The organism is Pseudomonas sp. 910_23 (assembly GCF_052850795.1).
The window spans coordinates 102,043-120,069 of record NZ_VXCZ01000009.1 but is presented as its reverse complement, the minus strand read 5'-3'; the positions used below and the strand labels follow the sequence as shown (position 1 = coordinate 120,069).

At 60.9% G+C, this 18,027-nt stretch carries 17 protein-coding genes; 10 read left to right on the top strand and 7 right to left on the bottom strand.

Going from position 1 to position 18,027, the window contains the following annotated elements:
- Positions 1-19: 19 nt before the first annotated feature.
- Both FW800_RS13340 and FW800_RS13335 read right to left on the bottom strand, forming a co-directional pair.
- Positions 20-736 carry an LrgB family protein gene (locus tag FW800_RS13340; RefSeq protein ID WP_005791780.1) on the bottom strand — a complete coding sequence of 239 codons (717 nt, stop codon included), beginning with the start codon at positions 734-736 and terminating at the stop codon, positions 20-22.
- On the bottom strand, positions 733-1,086 hold the full coding sequence (locus FW800_RS13335) for a CidA/LrgA family protein (RefSeq protein ID WP_005791782.1): 354 nt from the start codon (positions 1,084-1,086) through the stop codon (positions 733-735). Before FW800_RS13335 ends, FW800_RS13340 begins: the two co-directional genes overlap by 4 nt.
- Positions 1,087-1,271: 185 nt before the next feature.
- On the opposite strand from FW800_RS13335, the gene FW800_RS13330 reads away from it, so the two are divergent.
- The 3 genes from FW800_RS13330 (at position 1,272) to FW800_RS13320 (ending at position 4,222) form a co-directional block, all read left to right on the top strand.
- Entirely contained in the window at positions 1,272-1,727 is a 456-nt protein-coding gene (locus FW800_RS13330; protein ID WP_005791783.1) for a MaoC family dehydratase, read from the top strand.
- A 105-nt stretch (positions 1,728-1,832) separates the two neighbouring features.
- The gene (locus FW800_RS13325) at positions 1,833-3,551 is read left to right on the top strand and encodes a C13 family peptidase (protein WP_248089306.1); all 1,719 of its coding nucleotides are present in this window, start codon (positions 1,833-1,835) and stop codon (positions 3,549-3,551) included.
- Positions 3,552-3,580: 29 nt separating this feature from the next.
- Positions 3,581-4,222, top strand: coding sequence for an oxidoreductase (locus FW800_RS13320; RefSeq protein ID WP_032879283.1), 642 nt, complete (start codon positions 3,581-3,583; stop codon positions 4,220-4,222).
- Between the two features lie 121 nt (positions 4,223-4,343).
- Here FW800_RS13320 and FW800_RS13315 read toward each other — a convergent pair whose 3' ends face one another.
- From FW800_RS13315 to FW800_RS13295, 5 genes are all read right to left on the bottom strand, one after another.
- Complete coding sequence (locus FW800_RS13315; protein ID WP_148853997.1) at positions 4,344-4,628, bottom strand: YceK/YidQ family lipoprotein; 285 nt, start codon at positions 4,626-4,628, stop codon at positions 4,344-4,346.
- Positions 4,621-5,250 carry a flavin prenyltransferase UbiX gene (ubiX, locus tag FW800_RS13310; protein ID WP_005791790.1) on the bottom strand — a complete coding sequence of 210 codons (630 nt, stop codon included), beginning with the start codon at positions 5,248-5,250 and terminating at the stop codon, positions 4,621-4,623. The genes FW800_RS13315 and ubiX overlap by 8 nt, the downstream gene beginning before the upstream one ends.
- Positions 5,247-6,596 carry a UDP-N-acetylmuramate:L-alanyl-gamma-D-glutamyl-meso-diaminopimelate ligase gene (mpl, locus tag FW800_RS13305; RefSeq protein ID WP_446437784.1) on the bottom strand — a complete coding sequence of 450 codons (1,350 nt, stop codon included), beginning with the start codon at positions 6,594-6,596 and terminating at the stop codon, positions 5,247-5,249. The genes ubiX and mpl overlap by 4 nt, the downstream gene beginning before the upstream one ends.
- 109 nt (positions 6,597-6,705) lie before the next feature.
- A complete protein-coding gene (locus FW800_RS13300) occupies positions 6,706-7,404 on the bottom strand; it encodes a hypothetical protein (protein ID WP_228309020.1) in 699 nt (232 codons plus the stop codon).
- A 651-nt stretch (positions 7,405-8,055) separates the two neighbouring features.
- Complete coding sequence (locus FW800_RS13295) at positions 8,056-9,966, bottom strand: sigma-54-dependent Fis family transcriptional regulator (RefSeq protein WP_148853995.1); 1,911 nt, start codon at positions 9,964-9,966, stop codon at positions 8,056-8,058.
- Between the two features lie 271 nt (positions 9,967-10,237).
- On the opposite strand from FW800_RS13295, the gene exaC reads away from it, so the two are divergent.
- From exaC to FW800_RS13260, 7 genes are all read left to right on the top strand, one after another.
- A complete protein-coding gene (gene exaC / locus FW800_RS13290; RefSeq protein ID WP_446437783.1) occupies positions 10,238-11,758 on the top strand; it encodes an acetaldehyde dehydrogenase ExaC in 1,521 nt (506 codons plus the stop codon).
- A gap of 207 nt (positions 11,759-11,965) precedes the next feature.
- On the top strand, positions 11,966-13,399 hold the full coding sequence (gene eat / locus FW800_RS13285) for an ethanolamine permease (RefSeq protein ID WP_103734866.1): 1,434 nt from the start codon (positions 11,966-11,968) through the stop codon (positions 13,397-13,399).
- 52 nt (positions 13,400-13,451) lie between these two features.
- On the top strand, positions 13,452-14,846 hold the full coding sequence (locus FW800_RS13280) for an ethanolamine ammonia-lyase subunit EutB (RefSeq protein ID WP_005791801.1): 1,395 nt from the start codon (positions 13,452-13,454) through the stop codon (positions 14,844-14,846).
- Positions 14,843-15,679: an ethanolamine ammonia-lyase subunit EutC gene (gene eutC, locus FW800_RS13275; protein WP_032879275.1), complete on the top strand. Its 837-nt coding sequence runs from the start codon at positions 14,843-14,845 to the stop codon at positions 15,677-15,679. Before FW800_RS13280 ends, eutC begins: the two co-directional genes overlap by 4 nt.
- A gap of 89 nt (positions 15,680-15,768) precedes the next feature.
- Positions 15,769-16,227, top strand: coding sequence for a GNAT family N-acetyltransferase (locus FW800_RS13270; RefSeq protein WP_446437782.1), 459 nt, complete (start codon positions 15,769-15,771; stop codon positions 16,225-16,227).
- Positions 16,228-16,535: 308 nt separating this feature from the next.
- Positions 16,536-17,192 (top strand): DedA family protein, encoded by a 657-nt coding sequence (locus FW800_RS13265; protein WP_003194521.1) that lies wholly within the window; start codon positions 16,536-16,538, stop codon positions 17,190-17,192.
- 6 nt (positions 17,193-17,198) lie between these two features.
- Positions 17,199-18,014 carry a M90 family metallopeptidase gene (locus FW800_RS13260; protein WP_005791808.1) on the top strand — a complete coding sequence of 272 codons (816 nt, stop codon included), beginning with the start codon at positions 17,199-17,201 and terminating at the stop codon, positions 18,012-18,014.
- Positions 18,015-18,027 lie beyond the last annotated feature (13 nt).

Genomic DNA, 18,027 nt, shown 5'->3' with positions numbered 1-18,027 from the left:
GGTTTCCTTAAAACCCGGGTTAAACAATTACCGACACGGCCAACGGCAGAAACACCGCCGTCGCCACGCCCATCAGGCTCATGGCCAGCGCCGCAAAGGCGCCGCACTCTTCGCTTTCCTGCAGGGCCACCGAGGTGCCGACCGCATGGGCGGTCATGCCCAGCGCCATGCCCCGCGCTTCAGGGCTGTGCACGCCCAGGCGCGACAGATACGCCGGGCCGATCATCGCGCCGACCACCCCGGTGATCAGTACAAACACTGCCGCCAATGCCGCCACGCCACCAATCTGTTCGGCGACCAGCATGGCAATCGGCGACGTCACCGACTTGGGTGCCATGGTCATCAGCACCCTGTGTTCGGCACCAAACCACCACCCCAACAGCACACACAAGCCGGTAGCCAACACCCCGCCTACCACCAGCGTAGTAAAAATCGGCCAGAACAATTGGCGAATCCGCCGCAGGTTGAGATAAAGCGGTACCGCCAATGCCACCGTCGCAGGCCCCAGCAGGATCCCCATGATCTCGGTGCTTTCGCGGTACTCGGCGTAACTCAGGCCACAGGCGAGCAACACACCGATCACCAGCAACATCGACACCAGCACCGGTTGCAGGAAGATCCAGCGGGTTTTCTCATACCCCGCCAGCACCAGCTGATAGGCGCCCAGGGTGATACCGATGCCGAACAACGGATGATGAATGACCGCCGTCCAGGCGCCCTGCCAGTCAAGCATCATTGGTCCTTCTCCTTGCGCCTGACCATCTGCTGCATCAGCACACCGACAAAGCCCATGGCGATCACCAGCGACAACACCAGCGCCCCGACGATAGCCCAGAAGTCCGCAACAATGTCCTTGGCGTAGACCATCACTCCCACGGCGGGCGGCACCAACAGCAACGGCAGATAACGCAACAGGCTGCCGGCCGCCAGGCTCAGCGGCTCGCCGACTTCACCGCGCCAGACCAGAAAGCCCAGCATCAGCAGCAGCCCGATGATCGGCCCCGGCAGTACCGGCAACAGCAAATGATTGATCGCCGTACCGATCAATTGAAACAGCACCAGCCAAGTCAGGCCACGTAACAGCATCCCGCTCTCTCCCCCCTCAAAGCCCATGCGCATTATAAGCACGCCCGCCCTATGCCCAGGCATTCGCCAAAAGCATGTTGGGTTGACCGGGCCATTTGCCCATGATGATCTACATTGGTTCTCTGTATCCCATATAAAACCCCTTATCAACGGGGGATAAAAATGATGAACCCAGGAGAGACGCAATGCCCTATGTACCCGTAGCGCAGCTCAAAGATTATGTCGGCAAGGAACTGGGACGTTCCGAATGGCTCACCATCGACCAGGCGCGCATCAACCTGTTCGCAGAGGCCACCGGCGATCATCAGTTCATCCACGTCGACCCGGTCAAGGCCGCACAAACCCCGTTCGGCAGCACCATCGCCCACGGTTTCCTGTCACTGTCACTGATGCCCAAGCTGATGGAAGACATCCTGATCATGCCCGAGGGCTTGAAAATGGCCGTCAACTACGGCCTGGACAGTGTGCGCTTCATCCAGCCGGTGAAGGTCGACTCCAAGGTGCGCCTGAACGTCACACTCACCGACGTCACCGAGAAAAAACCCGGCCAATGGCTGTTCAAGGCCACCGCCACCCTGGAAATCGAAGGCCAGGAGAAACCTGCCTATATTGCCGAGTCGCTGTCACTCTGCTTCGTGTAAGGCCGCCCCTGTGGCGAGGCAATAAACCTTGCCACAGTGTATGTAAATTTATGTATGAATCTCGCGGCTGCGGCATACTCGGCGCTCAATTATCCGGATCCCGCTATGCGCCCACTCGCCCCCCTTGCCCTTGCCCTGTTGCTGACCGCTTGCGGAGACGGCGAATCGCTGTTGCCGCCCGATGCGCGCCTGCCCGATGGCGGCCGCTACCGTGGCGATGTGGTCAACGGCCTGCTGCAAGGCCAGGGCCGCGTGGACTACCCCAACGGCAGTTGGTACGCCGGCCAGTTCGATAAAGGCCAGTGGCACGGCCAGGGCGAATGGCATGGCAGCAATGGCGAAGTCTATAAAGGCCAGTTCCAGCAGGGCCTGTTTGATGGCCAGGGCAGCTTGACTACCACGGGCAGCAGCTATGTCGGCAGCTTCAAGAACGGTCGACGCGATGGCGAAGGCACCCTCAAAGAAGGGCAGATGACCTATCGCGGCGAGTTCAAGGACGACCAGTACGCAGGCCTCGGTCGCCTGGAATTGGCCGATGGCAGCCAGTACCAGGGCCAATTTGCCCACGGCAAGCCCAATGGCGAAGGCCAGCGCAATGACGACAGCGGCAATCAGTTCAGCGGCCACTTTGTCGATGGCCAACTGGAAGGCAATGGCACCTTCAATAGCGCTGAGGGCGATATCTATATCGGCCAATTCAAGCAGAACCAACTCAACGGCAAAGGCCGCTATGAAAACGCCGACGGCGACGTATGGGTCGGCCAGTTCAAGGAAGGCGCCCTCAGTGGCAAAGGCGAATTGATTGGCGCCGATGGCAGCCACTACGTCGGTCAGTTCAGTGACTGGCGCTTTACCGGTGAGGGGCGCCTGAACCTCACCGATGGCAGCTTCTATATCGGTGGCTTCGACAGCGACAACTATCAGGGGCGTGGCACCCTCGTGCTCACCGACGGCACCGTGCAGGCCGGCACCTGGGTCAATGGCCTGCGCGTGCGCGATGCCGATGGCAAGTTGCTGCCCGACCCACTGGAAACCGGCCTATTGGCCCAAGGCCGCTTGCTCGACGAGGCCCTGGCCGCCGTTCCGGCCTCGACACCTGCCGTCGAGCTTTATACGTTGGCGTTGGCAGGTGACGGCAAGCAAAGCGTGTTTCTGCGCGAAGCCGATTACGTCAGCAACCTGCTCACCACCCGCTTCGGCGCGCGCGGGCAGGTCCGCCTGGTCAACCACCGTGACCACATCGCCGACCGTCCGCTGGCCACCCGCGAAAGCCTGCGGCGTTCCGTGCAAACCCTGGCCGAACGTACCGGGCCCGAAGACCTGGTGTTCATCTACTTGACCAGCCACGGCACCCATGAACATGAGTTGGTGCTCGACCAGCCGCGCATGGAACTGGCCGACCTGCCCGCCGATGAACTGGCCGCCGTGCTGGCGCCGTTGAAAAACCGCGACAAGATCATCGTGATTTCCGCCTGCTACTCCGGCGGTTTCATTCCGGCCCTGAAAGATGAGCGCACGCTGATCATGACGGCATCCCGTGCGGATCGCGTGTCCTTTGGCTGTTCAGAAGAGGCGGACTTTACCTACTTTGGCGATGCCCTTTTCGCACAAGCCTTCAACCAAACGGACGATTTGCAACACGCGTTCAAACTGGCACAACTGCATGTGGCCGAACGCGAACAGGCGGACAACTTCGAAGCCTCAGAACCGCAGATATGGGCGCCCAAAGGCGTGATCGCCCATTGGCAACTATTACGCAAACAGCAGGCACGAAAGGCGCTCGAAAGCGTCTCAATGAATAGCAAGGAAGCCAAAGGCAACTAAGCTGTAACGTGTAACAAGGGGGAAACATCATGTACCTGACACCTCAGCATATCTTGCTGGCCGGGGCCTCTGGCCTCACCGGCGAACACCTGCTTGATCGCCTGCTCAACGAACCCACCGTGACCCGTGTACTGGCGCCGAGCCGCAAGCCGCTGGCTGAACACCCACGCCTGGAAAACCCGGTGGGCGACCCTGCAGTGTTCCTGCCGCAACTGAGCGGCCGGGTGGACATTGCCTTTTGCTGCCTGGGCACCACGATCAAGAAAGCCGGCTCGGAAACGGCGTTCCGTGCGGTCGATCTGGACATGGTGGTGGCCTTCGCCAAGCGCGCTCGGGAACTGGGTGCGCGGCATCTGATCGTGATCAGTGCGATCGGCGCCGACCCGAAATCCTCAGTGTTCTACAACCGAGTCAAGGGCGAAATGGAGCAGGCACTCAAAGCCCAGGACTGGCCGCAACTGACCATCGTGCGACCTTCCTTGCTGCTGGGGGAGCGGCTGGAACCGCGTCTGGCCGAACAGCTGGCCGGGCCGTTGTCGCGTTTGATTCCGGGCAAGTACCACGGCATCGAAGTCTGCGAACTGGCTCGCGCCATGTGGCGCCTGGCGCTGGAAGAACAGGATGGCGTACGGGTGGTGGAGTCGGATGAGCTGCGCAAGCTCGGCAAGTAAGAACGCCAATCCAAATGTGGGAGGGAGCTTGCTCCCGATAACGGTGGGTCAGCAACAATGTAGTTGCCTGACACGGCGCCATCGCGAGCAAGCCCCCTCCCACATTGGGTTCGTGTAGTTCTCAGAGTCCGCCAGTGGCGTTGAAGCCCACGCCCAGCACGGTCAACAAAGACAGTGGCAACAGCAGCGTATCGAGCAACGCGCTGGCGGGCAGGTCGATATGAGGATAGGTGGGCGCCTCGGCACCAAAGCGGTCCTTGGCACAGCAGCCGCCATTGATCGCATACAAATCCAGGCGTGTACCGGCATACACCACTGGCGCGCCCGCTTGCGCGGCGTCCAGGGTGCGTGCCGTGGCGCAACCAGCGAGGTGCAACGCCAGTAATAGCAGCAGCACTTTATTCATCGCCGCCCAAATGGTGCTCGCCCCAGCGCGGCAGCATATCCTGGGGAATGTTCAGCAGGTTGAGAATGCGCGCCACCACGAAGTCCACCAGGTCATCAATGGTTTGGGGCTGGTGATAGAAGCCCGGCGACGCGGGCAAGATGGTCACGCCCATGTTCGACAACTTGAGCATGTGTTCCAGGTGAATACTCGAATACGGTGCTTCGCGCGGTACCAGGATCAATTGGCGACGCTCCTTCAAGGTCACGTCCGCCGCCCTTTCGATCAGGTTATTGCAGGCGCCCGTGGCAATCGCCGACAGGGTGCCGGTGGAGCATGGCACCACCACCATCGCCGCCGGCGCGCCGGAGCCCGAAGCTACGGGCGACATCCAGTCTTCCTTGCCATAGACCTTGATCTGCCCCGCCGCCGCACCGGTGTATTCGGTGAGGAACGCTTGCATCATCTGCACCTTGGCCGGCAATTGCACATCCGTCTCGGTCGCCAGCACCAATTGGGCGGCCTTGGAAATCAGGAAGTGCACTTCACGGTCTTCACGTACCAGGCAATCCAGCAGGCGCAGGCCGTAAGGCGCGCCGGATGCGCCGGTCATTGCCAGGGTGATACGTTCGGGGCCGCTCATTTCAACGCCTCGGCCAGCTTGCCGTGCAAGCCGCCAAAGCCGCCGTTGCTCATGACTACCACATGGGTGCCGGGCTTGGCCAAGTGCTTCACATGCTCAATGATGCCTTCCAGCGAATCACACACGGTCGAAGGCACGGTGCACAGCGCAGCGATCCCCGGCAGGTCCCAACCAAGGTTGGCAGGCGCGTACCAGACCACCTGGTCGGCGTCGTTGACGCTTTCCGGCAGGCCATCGCGGTGCGCCCCCAGCTTCATGGAGTTGGAGCGCGGTTCGACGATCGCAATGATTTGGGCATCGCCAACGCGCTTGCGCAGGCCGTCGAGCGTAGTGGCGATAGCTGTTGGATGGTGGGCAAAGTCGTCGTAGATGGTAATCCCATTCACGTCGGCGACTTTTTCCATGCGCCGCTTGACGCTTTTGAATGCGCTCAAGGCCGCGATGCCCATGGCCGGCACCACACCGACATGCCGTGCAGCCGCCAGGGTTACCAGCGCGTTGGCAACATTGTGCTGGCCGGTCATATCCCACTCCACGACGCCTTGGGCTTGGCCTTCGAACAGCACTTCAAACCGGGAGCCGTCTTCGCTGAGCAACTTGACCTGCCATTGCCCGTCCACACCGGTGGTCTGCACCGGCGTCCAGCAGCCCATGTCGATCACGCGCTGCAACGCCGGTTCAGTGGTCGGGTGGATGACCAGGCCTTCACTCGGGATGGTACGCACCAAGTGATGAAACTGCCGCTCAATAGCCGCCAGATCGGGAAAGATGTCCGCGTGATCAAACTCCAGATTATTCAGGATCGCTGTGCGCGGACGGTAGTGGACGAACTTGGAGCGCTTGTCGAAAAACGCGCTGTCGTATTCATCGGCTTCGATCACGAAAAACGGCGTATCGCCCAGGCGCGCCGACACCGAGAAATTCTGCGGCACGCCGCCGATCAGGAAGCCCGGGCTCATGCCCGCATGTTCCAGCACCCAGGCGAGCATACTGCTGGTGGTGGTCTTGCCGTGAGTGCCGGCCACCGCCAATACCCAACGACCTTGCAACACATGATCAGCCAGCCATTGAGGGCCTGAGACGTAAGGCAAACCTTTATTGAGCACGTACTCGACCGCTGGGTTGCCGCGGGACATGGCGTTGCCAATCACTACCAGATCCGGCACCGGGTCGAATTGCGAGGGGTCGTAACCTTGGGTCAGCTCGATACCTTGCGCCTGCAGCTGCGTGCTCATGGGCGGATAAACATTGGCATCGGAGCCCGTAACGTGATGGCCCAGCTCTTTGGCCAGAACCGCCATCGAACCCATGAACGTACCGCAGATACCCAGAATATGAATGTGCATAGTCGACCTCGTAAACATCGAGGCAGGTTAGCGTAGGGTGGGAAAGTTCGCACGCTTTAGCTGAGGGCGAAACGCCCGCCGGTAGGATCCGACGGGCAAAAGGGATGTCTTAAACCGTGGTGCCAGCTTTTTTAAGCTCAGCGTCTTTCAAGGTCATGATTCGTTCGGCCGCTTTTTCCATCGCGTCATACCGACGCTCTATTACGCCTAAGCGTCCCCCGGTACTGGGAGATGTTGACGACTCGATGTGAGGTTTGAAAATAACGCCGTTGTCCTCAGCCACTTGCCTCATATGGGTTTCTGAAACGCTCAGTAACTGCTCTAGGTTAGTCAAGCGTGCCCCACGCTCCTTGGGCCAGGCGTCGCCAATGGCAAGCCGGTCTGCGGTGCTGCCCGACGCCAGCGTCATGACGACATTGGCAAACTCCAGCACCACTTTCTCTACCCGATCCAGATGGCGCGTGGCTCCCGGCGCAGGCTCATCGGGTGCGGGTGGCGCAACGGTTTGCGGCATGGGCTTCTGATCGGGCTGTGCAACGCCGGGCAAATGCGGTGGCGGTGGCGCCACTGGCGACGGCACGTATTGGCCCTTGATCGCTTCCCCCGCGGCCACGGACCCGGCATACGCCCCCACATTGATCGGCGCGCTGACCATACCATTGACACCTGCATTGATGAACGCGTCCTTGACCGTCTTGCTGGTAGAGGGTGATGTAGAAATAACGCCCGCTTTGACCAGCCTGTCGGCATCCAACAGTCGCTGGGTGACATCGGCCATGCTGACCTTGGGTGAATCGTCCTGTTTCACAGGGGCGGTCCCACCGCGGGGGGGCGTCTGAGGCCCCTTGGTCAGCACGTCCTTGAGTCTACCTGCGGTTGACTGGCTTGAACTGCCCGCGGTCGCACTGGCACCAGGGGTATCGTGGCTTGTCGTCGGCTTTTTCCCACCCGCCGTGGTTTGGGGCCGGGTGGGCGAGGGACTGACCGGAGCAGGCGGCACTCTGGGCGATGGCGTGGGCGGCACGTGAGGCGTGGGGCGGGATCCTCCCCCGAACCGCCGTCCAAAAATTCCACGCTTGATGCGCACCTTCGGCGTTTGATCAGTCTCCTGCGCAGACAACTGCGTGCCAGGCTCAGGCTGAGTGGGGTCCATCGGTTCGCCCCAGCCCGCGGTTAAGGGTTGCGGTTGGGACGTGAGCGTAACGTCAAGTTGAACAGGGAGTTGTAGCACAGGAGTCGTTATTGGACTTGTAATGTTCATGTGTTGTCACCCTAGAAGTTTCAAACAACTGTGATTAAGGGCACGTGATGCTCTGCCCTTATTCCATCAGTGCTTAAAACAACGTGCAGCGTTCCGGGGCGACGTGAGTACATGGCGCGATAAAAAACCTTAAAGCCTGTGCGACAAAACTTGAGCCATCGGCAATAACTGAGTTATTCCGACAGGTGTCGCACTCCCTTAATGGGTGGAGTCCCTTGAGATTCCATGTTTGCGTAACTTGCGGTACAACGTATTGCGACTGACCCCCAACTGTTCAGCCACATGGCTCATATGCCAGCGCTGCTGCGCCAACGCACCGAGTAATGCCTGACGCTCAGCGCTTTCCAGTGGCAAGGCGTACGGCGCATCCACCCTCGCCCCCAGCGGCTGCGCCTGACGAATCAATGCCGGCAAGTCGTCAAGCCCGACTCGGCCGTCCTCACAGAGCGCCACCACCGTGCGCAACACCGTACGCAACTGTCGCAGGTTGCCGGGCCAGGGGAATGCCAACAAAGCCTGGCGCGCCGACTCGTCTAGCATCACCTGTTCGGTGCCGGCCTCTTGGGCCAAGAGGAAGTCCAACAATTGCGCCTTGTCAGTGCGTTCGCGCAACGGCGGCAGGGCGACTTCCAAGCCGCTCAAGCGGTAATACAGGTCTTCGCGAAAGCTGCCATCGGCCACACGCTCCAACAAATTACGGTGCGTCGCGCTGATGATGCGCAGGTTCACGGCTTGAGGTTCGCCGCCGATAGGCACCACCAGGCGATCCTCCAGCACCCTTAACAAGCGGGTTTGCAGCGCCAGTGGCATATCGCCGATTTCGTCGAGAAACAGCGTACCGCCGTCGGCCTGTTGCAGCTTGCCGCGCATGCCTTCTTTAAGGGCGCCGGTGAAACTGCCGGCGCGATAGCCAAACAACTCGCACTCGATCAGATTTTCCGGAATGGCCGCACAGTTCAGCGCGACAAAGGCCTTGTCGCCTCGCTGGCTGGCCTGGTGCACGGCCTTGGCGAAAGCCTCTTTACCGCAGCCGGTTTCGCCGTTGATCAGCAAGGGCACGTCGCGTTCGAATACTCGCGAGGCCTTGCGCAGCTCATTTTGCAACGCCGGATCGCCCAGGCAAATACCCAGTGGGCGTGGCGCCTGCGGCTTGACGACCGGGGCCGGCGTACTGCGGGGCTGGCCTCGCAGCGCTGCAAATAGAGGCCGACCATCGCGGGTACGCAGCGGCCAACTGGCCGTGGCATTCGCGCTGGCCCGCCCTAGCAACTGATCCAGGGAACAGTCGAAAAACGCGTCCACCGGCTGACCCACCAAGCCGCCGCGTAGCTGCCCCAACAGGTTCAGGGCGCTCTGGTTCACCGCACAAATGCGCCCTTCGCCATCGAACGCCAGCAAGCCTTCACTGAACAACCCGACCGACTCGGCCTGCAGGTGAAAACGCAGCAGCCAATGGTGTTCGAAGTGGCGCAGGAAGTAGCAACTTTCGATCATCTTGGCCGACAGGTTCACCAGCGCCATGGTGTGGAACTGGCTCTGGCGCGACACGGCTTCGCGGGCCGAGGACACATCCAGCACCGCCAGCAATTCACCGTGAGGGTCGAACACCGGGCTCGCCGAACACGTCAGCCCGGTATGGCGGCCGCGAAAATGCTCGTCACGGTGGATGGTCAGGGATTGACGCTCCACCAGGCAGGTGCCGATGCCATTGGTGCCTTCGCAAGCTTCACTCCAGTCGGCGCCCAGCCACAGCCCGGCGCGTTCGAAAATCTTGCGCTCGGACGGCGCGGTGACACAGTTGAGGATCACCCCCCGGGCATCGGTGAGCAGCACCGCATGACCGGCCCCCGAGAGTTGCTGGTGCAGGCTGTTCATTTCGTTGCCAGCGATATGCAGCACCTGGCGCAGGCGTTCGCGGCTTTCCAGCAGGCGGCCATGCTCAAGGACGGTGGGCGCAACGGTCAGCGCGGGGTCGAGGTGGTAGTCCTCAACGCAACGCAGCCAGGAACGGGCGATGGAGGGATCGCTACCCGGCCCTTGAAGCGGCTCTTGCCCCCGGGTGACGGTGAGAACCTGCTGGGCATGGCGACTGAAATGATCGTTGTGCATGTTCTTATTATTCTCCCTGCGTGAGAGCGCCCAGCATCCACCAGCCATCCGGCCATTGCAATCCCGGGCCGACCCATCGGTCACAGGCTGTACCGTTTGCGGTACAAACTGTCACCCCTCCTGTATCGCCCCGGCCACATTCATGCCTTGTAAACAAAACCAAACCCTTGATTTACCTGGCCCGCACGCACTGGCCCAACCTTTGCTCTACGCTTTATAACGCGCTTGCAGCGCTGTACTCCGATAAACATAAAAGCAGGAGATGCCCACCATGCGTTATGCACACCCCGGTACCGAAGGCGCCATCGTTTCGTTCAAGGCCAAGTACGGCAACTACATCGGCGGCGAGTTCGTTGCGCCGGTCGATGGCAACTACTTCTCCAACACCTCGCCGGTCAACGGCAAACCTATCGCCGACTTCCCGCGCTCCACCGCCAAAGACATCGACAAGGCTCTGGACGCCGCCCACGCCGCCGCTGCCGCCTGGGGCAAAACCAGCGCCCAGGACCGCTCGCTGGTACTGCTGAAAATCGCCGACCGTATCGAGCAGAACCTCGAACTGCTGGCTATCACCGAAACCTGGGACAACGGCAAGGCCGTGCGTGAAACCCTCAATGCCGACATCCCCCTGGCCGCCGACCACTTCCGCTACTTCGCAGGCTGCATTCGCGCCCAGGAAGGCAGCAGCGCCGAAATCAACGAACTCACTGCCGCCTATCACTTTCACGAACCACTGGGCGTGGTCGGCCAGATCATCCCGTGGAACTTCCCGCTGCTGATGGCCGCCTGGAAACTCGCCCCGGCCCTGGCCGCCGGCAACTGCGTGGTGCTCAAGCCCGCCGAGCAAACCCCGCTGGGCATCAGCGTACTGATGGAACTGATCGGCGACCTGTTGCCGCCAGGCGTACTGAACGTGGTGCATGGTTTCGGCAAGGAAGCCGGCGAAGCCCTGGCGACCAGCAAACGTATCGCCAAGATAGCCTTCACCGGCTCTACCCCGGTGGGCTCGCACATCATGCATGCGGCGGCCGAGAACATCATTCCGTCTACCGTTGAGCTGGGAGGCAAGTCGCCGAATATCTTCTTCGCCGACATCATGAAAGCGGAACCTGCATTCATCGAAAAAGCTGCCGAAGGCCTGGTGCTGGCGTTCTTCAACCAAGGCGAAGTGTGCACCTGCCCATCCCGCGCCCTGGTGGAGGAGTCGATCTACGACGACTTCATGAAAGTGGTGATGAAGAAGGTCGAGTCGATCAAGCGTGGCGATCCGCTGGACACCGACACCATGGTCGGCGCCCAAGCGTCCGAGCAGCAATTTGACAAGATCCTGTCCTATCTGGAAATCGCCAAGGGCGAAGGCGCGCAACTGCTGACCGGCGGCAAGGTTGAAAAGCTCACTGGCGATCTGGCCACCGGCTATTACATCCAGCCGACCCTGCTCAAGGGCACCAACGACATGCGTGTGTTCCAGGAGGAAATCTTCGGCCCGGTGGTGAGCATCACCACTTTCAAGGACGAAGCCGAAGCCCTGGCGATTGCCAACGATACCGAGTTCGGCCTGGGCGCCGGCCTGTGGACCCGCGACATCAACCGCGCCTACCGCATGGGCCGCGCGATCAAGGCCGGTCGCGTGTGGACCAACTGCTACCACCTGTACCCGGCGCACGCCGCGTTTGGCGGTTACAAGAAGTCTGGCGTAGGACGCGAAACCCACAAGATGATGTTGGATCACTACCAGCAGACCAAGAACCTGCTGGTGAGCTACGACATTAATCCGTTGGGCTTTTTCTAACCCCACCCCCCCTCCCACCTTTGAAATGCAATCAAGGGTGGGAGGGGGCTTGCTCCCGATCGGGGAGTGTCAGTGCAAGTATGAGTCACTGACCCACTGCTATCGGGAGCAAGCCCCCTCCCACATTTGGATCTTCATAAGTACTTGCGATGCGCATTCGGCACACACCGGCCGAGTTGAAAACAATAAGAATGGAAGGTACTTCCCATGCCCAGCGAACCCACGAGTTCTTCGGTCGACTTCGAAAAAGTCGGCACCGATTACTTTCAACAACGAGAATTGAAAAAAGGCGCTGCCGGCTGGGTGCTGTTAGTCGGCCTTGGCGTCGCCTACGTCATCTCCGGCGACTACGCAGGCTGGAACTTCGGCCTGGCCCAGGGTGGCTGGGGCGGCATGTTCCTCGCCACATTGCTCATGGCTACCATGTACCTGTGCATGTGCTTCTCCCTGGCCGAACTGTCTTCGATGATCCCCACCGCCGGCGGTGGCTACGGTTTTGCCCGCAGCGCCTTTGGCCCTTGGGGCGGGTTCCTCACCGGCACCGCGATCCTGATCGAGTACGCCATCGCCCCCGCCGCAATTGCGGTGTTTATCGGCGCTTACTGCGAGTCGCTGTTCGGCATTGGCGGCTGGATGATCTACCTGGCGTTCTACATCATCTTTATCGGCATCCATATTTTTGGTGTCGGCGAAGCCTTGAAGCTGATGTTTGTCATCACCGCCGTCGCCGCGATCGCTTTGGGCGTATTCCTGGTGTCGATGGTGCCGCACTTCAACGTCGCCAACCTGCTGGATATTCCGGTGACCGAGGCCAAGGGCGCCAGCAGCTTCCTGCCGTTCGGCTATGTGGGTGTGTGGGCGGCGATCCCCTATGCGATCTGGTTTTTCCTCGCGGTAGAGGGCGTACCCCTGGCCGCTGAAGAAACCAAGAACCCCAAGCGCGACCTGCCCCGTGGGCTGATCGGCGCGATTGTGGTGCTGACCAGTTTTGCCCTGTTGATCCTGGTGATCGCGCCGGGCGGTGCAGGCACGTATGCGCTGATCAAATCCGGTAACCCGTTGGTGGAAGCCCTGGCGCTGTCCTATGGCGGTTCGACCTGGATGGGCAGCTTCGTCAACCTGATTGGCCTGGCCGGTTTGATCGCAAGCTTTTTCTCGATTATCTACGCCTACTCGCGGCAGATTTTTGCCTTGTCGCGCGCTGGCTACCTGCCGCGCAAATTGTCCGAGACCAACAAGAGCAAGGCGCCAGTACTGGCATTGGTGATTCCCGGGATTATCGGTTTCGGCCTGTCGCTGACCGGCCAGGGCGATTTGCTGATATTGGTGGCGGTGTTTGGCGCAACGATTTCCTACGTGCTGATGATGGCTGCGCACATCACCCTGCGCATCCGCCGCCCTAAAATGGAGCGCCCGTACCGCACGCCGGGCGGCATCTTCACCTCGGGCGTGGCGCTGGTACTGGCCTGCGTGGCCGTGGTAGCAGGCTTTTTGGTTGACCCACGCGTGGTGATTGGCGCGGCGGTCATCTATGGAGTATTAATTGCTTACTTTGCTTTCTACAGCCGGCATCACTTGGTAGCAGGCACGCCCGAAGAAGAATTCGCGGCGATCCAGGCCGCAGAGGCCGCCCTGCACTAAGTGCCGTAAACCTCGGCGCGGGCGCCTGCTCGCGTCGTCAAGGAGACACTGTATGGCAAGTTTTTCCCACGCGGTGGGTGCACACACCTATCGCTTCGACAGCCTCAAGGATCTGATGGCCAAAGCCAGCCCGGCGCGCTCCGGCGACTTCCTGGCCGGTGTCGCTGCGCAAAATGATGGCGAACGGGTCGCCGCCCAGATGGCGCTAGCAAATACACCCCTGAAGCACTTCCTCGAAGAAGTGCTGATTCCCTATGAAAGCGACGAAGTCACCCGGCTGATCATCGACACCCACGACAAACAGGCCTTTGCCACGGTGAGCCACCTCACCGTCGGTGGCCTGCGCGACTGGCTGCTCAGTGACGCGGCTGATGAACAATCCCTACGCGCACTGGCGCCGGGGCTGACACCGGAAATGGCGGCAGCCGTGTCCAAAATCATGCGCGTACAGGACCTGGTGCTGGTGGCACAGAAGATCCGCGTGGTCACCCAGTTTCGCGGCACCATGGGCCTGCGCGGGCGCTTGTCCACGCGCTTGCAGCCTAACCACCCCACCGACGAACCAGCAGGCATTGCCGCGAGTATTCTCGACGGCCTGCTCTACGGCAACGGCGACGCCATGATCGGCATCAACCCGGCCACCGACAGCATCGCCTCGATCTGCGCCATGCTGGAAATGCTCGACGCGATCATCCAGCGCTACGAAATCCCCACCCAGGCCTGCGTACTCACCCACGTCACCACCTCCATCGAGGCGATCAACCGTGGCGTGCCGCTGGACCTGGTGTTCCAGTCGATCGCCGGCACCGAGGCCGCCAACGCCAGTTTCGGCATCAGCCTGAGTGTGCTGCAGGAAGGTTACGAGGCTGGCCTGAGTCTCAAGCGCGGCACTCTGGGGCAAAACCTGATGTATTTCGAAACCGGCCAGGGCAGTGCGCTGTCGGCCAATGCGCACTTTGGCGTCGACCAGCAAACCTGTGAAACCCGTGCCTACGCCGTGGCCCGGCACTTCAAGCCGTTCCTGGTCAATACCGTGGTCGGTTTTATCGGCCCGGAGTACCTGTACAACGGCAAGCAGATCATCCGCGCCGGTCTGGAAGACCACTTCTGCGGCAAGCTGCTCGGCGTACCCATGGGTTGTGATATCTGCTACACCAACCACGCCGAAGCCGACCAGGACGACATGGACACCCTGCTGACCCTGCTCGGCGTTGCCGGCATCAACTTCATCATGGGCATCCCCGGCTCCGACGACATCATGCTCAACTACCAGACCACCTCGTTCCACGACGCCTTGTACGCCCGGCAAACATTGGGTTTAAAACCGGCGCCGGAGTTTGAACAGTGGCTGGCGAAAATGGGCATCTTCACGCAAGAAGGCGGCAAAGTGCGCTTCGGCAACAGCCTGCCACCGGCGTTTCGCCACGCTCTGGCGCAACTGGGATGAAGGAGCCGACCGTGCAACCAGAATTGCCTGACAACCCGTGGCTGGAATTACGCCGCCTGACCCCGGCGCGCATCGCCCTGGGCCGCACCGGCACCAGCATTCCTACCAGTGCCCAGCTGGACTTCCAGTTTGCCCACGCCCAGGCGCGGGATGCGGTGCACCTGCCCTTCGACCATGCCGGGCTCAGCGGCCAATTGGCCGAACGTGGCCGCGACAGCCTGTTGCTGCGCAGCGCCGCCACGGACCGGCATATGTACCTGCAACGCCCGGACCTTGGGCGACGCTTGAGCGATGAGTCGGCCCAAACCTTGCGCGACTACGCTTCGGCGCATCCGGGTGGCGTGGATTTGGCCATCGTGGTGGCCGATGGCCTGTCGGCATTGGCGGTGCATAAGCATACGGCTCCGTTTCTGACGCGCCTGGAGGAACAGACCCACGCCGAAGGCTGGTCCTTGTCACCGGTGATACTGGTGGAACAAGGCCGCGTGGCAGTGGCCGATGAAATCGGGCAATTACTCGGCGCCAAAATGGTGGTGATCCTGATCGGCGAACGGCCGGGGCTCAGCTCGCCGGACAGCCTGGGCCTGTATTTCACCTACAACCCCAAGGTGGGCCTCACCGATGCGTATCGCAATTGCATCTCCAATGTGCGGCTGGAAGGCTTGAGCTATGGCATGGCGGCCCATCGCCTGCTGTACTTGATGCGCGAGGCGTGTCGCCGGCAACTGTCGGGGGTCAACCTCAAGGATGAGGCACAGGTTCAGACGCTTGAATCCGACGACCCGGACTTGATGAAGGGCAATTTCCTGCTCAGCCCACCGAGTGACCGATAGCGGCACGATTGCGCTTTTTTGCCGCATTAGGCAGCATCAAGTCACGGCCGCTCGCGTGGTCATACCCCATTTGGAAGTTGAGGCCTGGCATGCGGATTACTCAAGCGACCCTGGAACACCTGGACCTGTTGACCCCGTTGTTCGTCAAATACCGCGAGTTCTACGGGGCCCTGCCATTCCCGGACTCATCCCGGGCCTTCCTGGAAAAGCGCCTGCGACGCAAGGAATCGGTGATCTACCTGGCCCTGGCCGATGATGATGACAAGCGACTGCTGGGCTTTTGCCAGCTGTATCCGAGCTTTTCCTCGTTGTCGCTGAAACGGGTGTGGATCCTCAATGACATCTATGTAGCCGAGGATGCCCGCCGGCAACTGGTGGCGGACAACCTGATGCGCACGGCCAAGAAGATGGCCAAGGAAACCCAGGCCGTACGATTGCGGGTATCCACCAGCAGCGACAATGAAGTGGCGCAGAAGACCTATGAGTCCATAGGCTTTCGTGAAGACACCGAGTTCAAGAACTACGTGCTGCCGATCAACGAAGGCTGACCCCTAATCCCCCAAACACTGTAGATCTCTTGTGGGAGGGGGCTTGCTCCCGATGGCGGGGTGTCAGTTAACGAATTTGTCCCTGACCCACCGCAATCGGGAGCAAGCCCCCTCCCACAAAAAACCAGGCCCAACCGCTTCACACTTTCACGACACTCCCCGCTACAAAAGCCACACGCTTTTCACCATTCAATCCGTATAATGCGGACCTCTCAAGGTTGTAAGAACCACGACATACACTTGTAGCCTTATTACCCGTCGTCCCCGCACTGGCCCGCTGAGCCGGGCCATTCACACAGGTGCCATCCATGGATTTCAACCCGCTTGACCTTATCCTGCATCTCGACGTTTACCTCGACATGCTGGTAACCAACTACGGTCCGTGGATCTACGCCATTCTGTTCCTGGTGATTTTTTGCGAGACCGGCCTGGTGGTCATGCCATTCCTGCCGGGTGATTCGTTGCTGTTTATCGCTGGCGCCGTAGCGGCTGGCGGCGGTATGGACCCAGTGCTGCTGGCCGGCCTGCTGATGCTGGCGGCGATCCTCGGCGACAGCACCAACTACGTCATAGGACGAACGGCTGGCGAACGCTTGTTCAGCAACCCCAACTCGAAGATCTTCCGCCGCGACTACCTGCAAAAGACCCACGACTTCTACGACAAGCACGGTGGCAAGACCGTGACCCTGGCGCGCTTTCTGCCGATCCTGCGCACTTTCGCGCCGTTCGTCGCCGGCGTGGCCAAAATGCCCTATCCGCGCTTCTTCGGGTTCAGCGTACTCGGCACCATCCTCTGGGTCGGTGGCCTGGTGACCCTGGGCTACTTCTTCGGCAACGTGCCCTTCATCAAGAAAAACCTGTCGCTGCTAGTGGTGTTCATCATTCTGTTGTCCCTGGTGCCAATGATCATTGGCGTGGTGCGCAGCCGCTTTGGCCGCACGTCCTCCGAAGCCAACCCACACTGATTGCCCATGTGGTCCCTAAGCGCCTGGCGTCGCCGGCGCCTGCTGGCCAAGCACCCGATTGCCGATGACACCTGGCAACGGGTGCGCCACCACCTGACCTTCCTCGACGGCATCAGCGCCGAGCAAGACCAGTGGCTGCGCGAAGCCTGCGTGATCTTCCTCGCCGAAAAACACCTCACCGCCCTGCCCGGCGTCGACCTGCACCAGGAACAACGCCTGCTGCTCGCCGCCCAGGCGCAATTGCCGCTGATGAACCTGGGCGACCTCGACTGGTATCAGGGCTTTCATGAAATCGTGCTGTACCCCGACGACTTCCTCAGCCCGCAGCGCCATCGCGATGCCAGCGGCGTGGAGCACGAGTGGGACGGCGAACACAGCGGCGAAGCCTGGCAACAAGGCCCGGTGATCCTCGCCTGGCCTGGGGTGCTCGCCAGTGGCCAATGGGAAGGCTACAACCTGGTCATCCATGAACTGGCGCACAAACTCGACATGCTCAACGGCGACGCCAACGGCCTGCCACCGCTGCACCACGATATGCGCGTGCAGGAATGGGCCAGCGTGATGCAAAGCGCCTTCGACGACCTCAATCGCCAACTGGACGCCAACCCGGAGGCCGACACCGAGATCGACCCATACGCTGCGGAAAACCCAGCCGAATTCTTTGCCGTCACCAGCGAGTACTTTTTCAGCGCACCGGATTTACTGGTCAACCGTTATCCACAGGTGTACGCCCAACTCAGCCGCTTCTACCGCCAGGACCCACTGGCGCGCCTGACCCAACTGCAAGCCGGCGACCCACGTTATCAGCCGCAAGGCGAATGACCGTACGACGCTT

Coding starts and splice junctions, on each gene's coding strand:
- FW800_RS13340 (WP_005791780.1), bottom strand. CDS start 736: ATGATGCTTGACTGGCAGGGCGCCTGGACGGCGGTCATTCATCATCCG.
- FW800_RS13335 (WP_005791782.1), bottom strand. CDS start 1,086: ATGCTGTTACGTGGCCTGACTTGGCTGGTGCTGTTTCAATTGATCGGT.
- FW800_RS13330 (WP_005791783.1), top strand. CDS start 1,272: ATGCCCTATGTACCCGTAGCGCAGCTCAAAGATTATGTCGGCAAGGAA.
- FW800_RS13325 (WP_248089306.1), top strand. CDS start 1,833: ATGCGCCCACTCGCCCCCCTTGCCCTTGCCCTGTTGCTGACCGCTTGC.
- FW800_RS13320 (WP_032879283.1), top strand. CDS start 3,581: ATGTACCTGACACCTCAGCATATCTTGCTGGCCGGGGCCTCTGGCCTC.
- FW800_RS13315 (WP_148853997.1), bottom strand. CDS start 4,628: ATGAATAAAGTGCTGCTGCTATTACTGGCGTTGCACCTCGCTGGTTGC.
- ubiX (WP_005791790.1), bottom strand. CDS start 5,250: ATGAGCGGCCCCGAACGTATCACCCTGGCAATGACCGGCGCATCCGGC.
- mpl (WP_446437784.1), bottom strand. CDS start 6,596: ATGCACATTCATATTCTGGGTATCTGCGGTACGTTCATGGGTTCGATG.
- FW800_RS13295 (WP_148853995.1), bottom strand. CDS start 9,966: ATGCACAACGATCATTTCAGTCGCCATGCCCAGCAGGTTCTCACCGTC.
- exaC (WP_446437783.1), top strand. CDS start 10,238: ATGCGTTATGCACACCCCGGTACCGAAGGCGCCATCGTTTCGTTCAAG.
- eat (WP_103734866.1), top strand. CDS start 11,966: ATGCCCAGCGAACCCACGAGTTCTTCGGTCGACTTCGAAAAAGTCGGC.
- FW800_RS13280 (WP_005791801.1), top strand. CDS start 13,452: ATGGCAAGTTTTTCCCACGCGGTGGGTGCACACACCTATCGCTTCGAC.
- eutC (WP_032879275.1), top strand. CDS start 14,843: ATGAAGGAGCCGACCGTGCAACCAGAATTGCCTGACAACCCGTGGCTG.
- FW800_RS13270 (WP_446437782.1), top strand. CDS start 15,769: ATGCGGATTACTCAAGCGACCCTGGAACACCTGGACCTGTTGACCCCG.
- FW800_RS13265 (WP_003194521.1), top strand. CDS start 16,536: ATGGATTTCAACCCGCTTGACCTTATCCTGCATCTCGACGTTTACCTC.
- FW800_RS13260 (WP_005791808.1), top strand. CDS start 17,199: ATGTGGTCCCTAAGCGCCTGGCGTCGCCGGCGCCTGCTGGCCAAGCAC.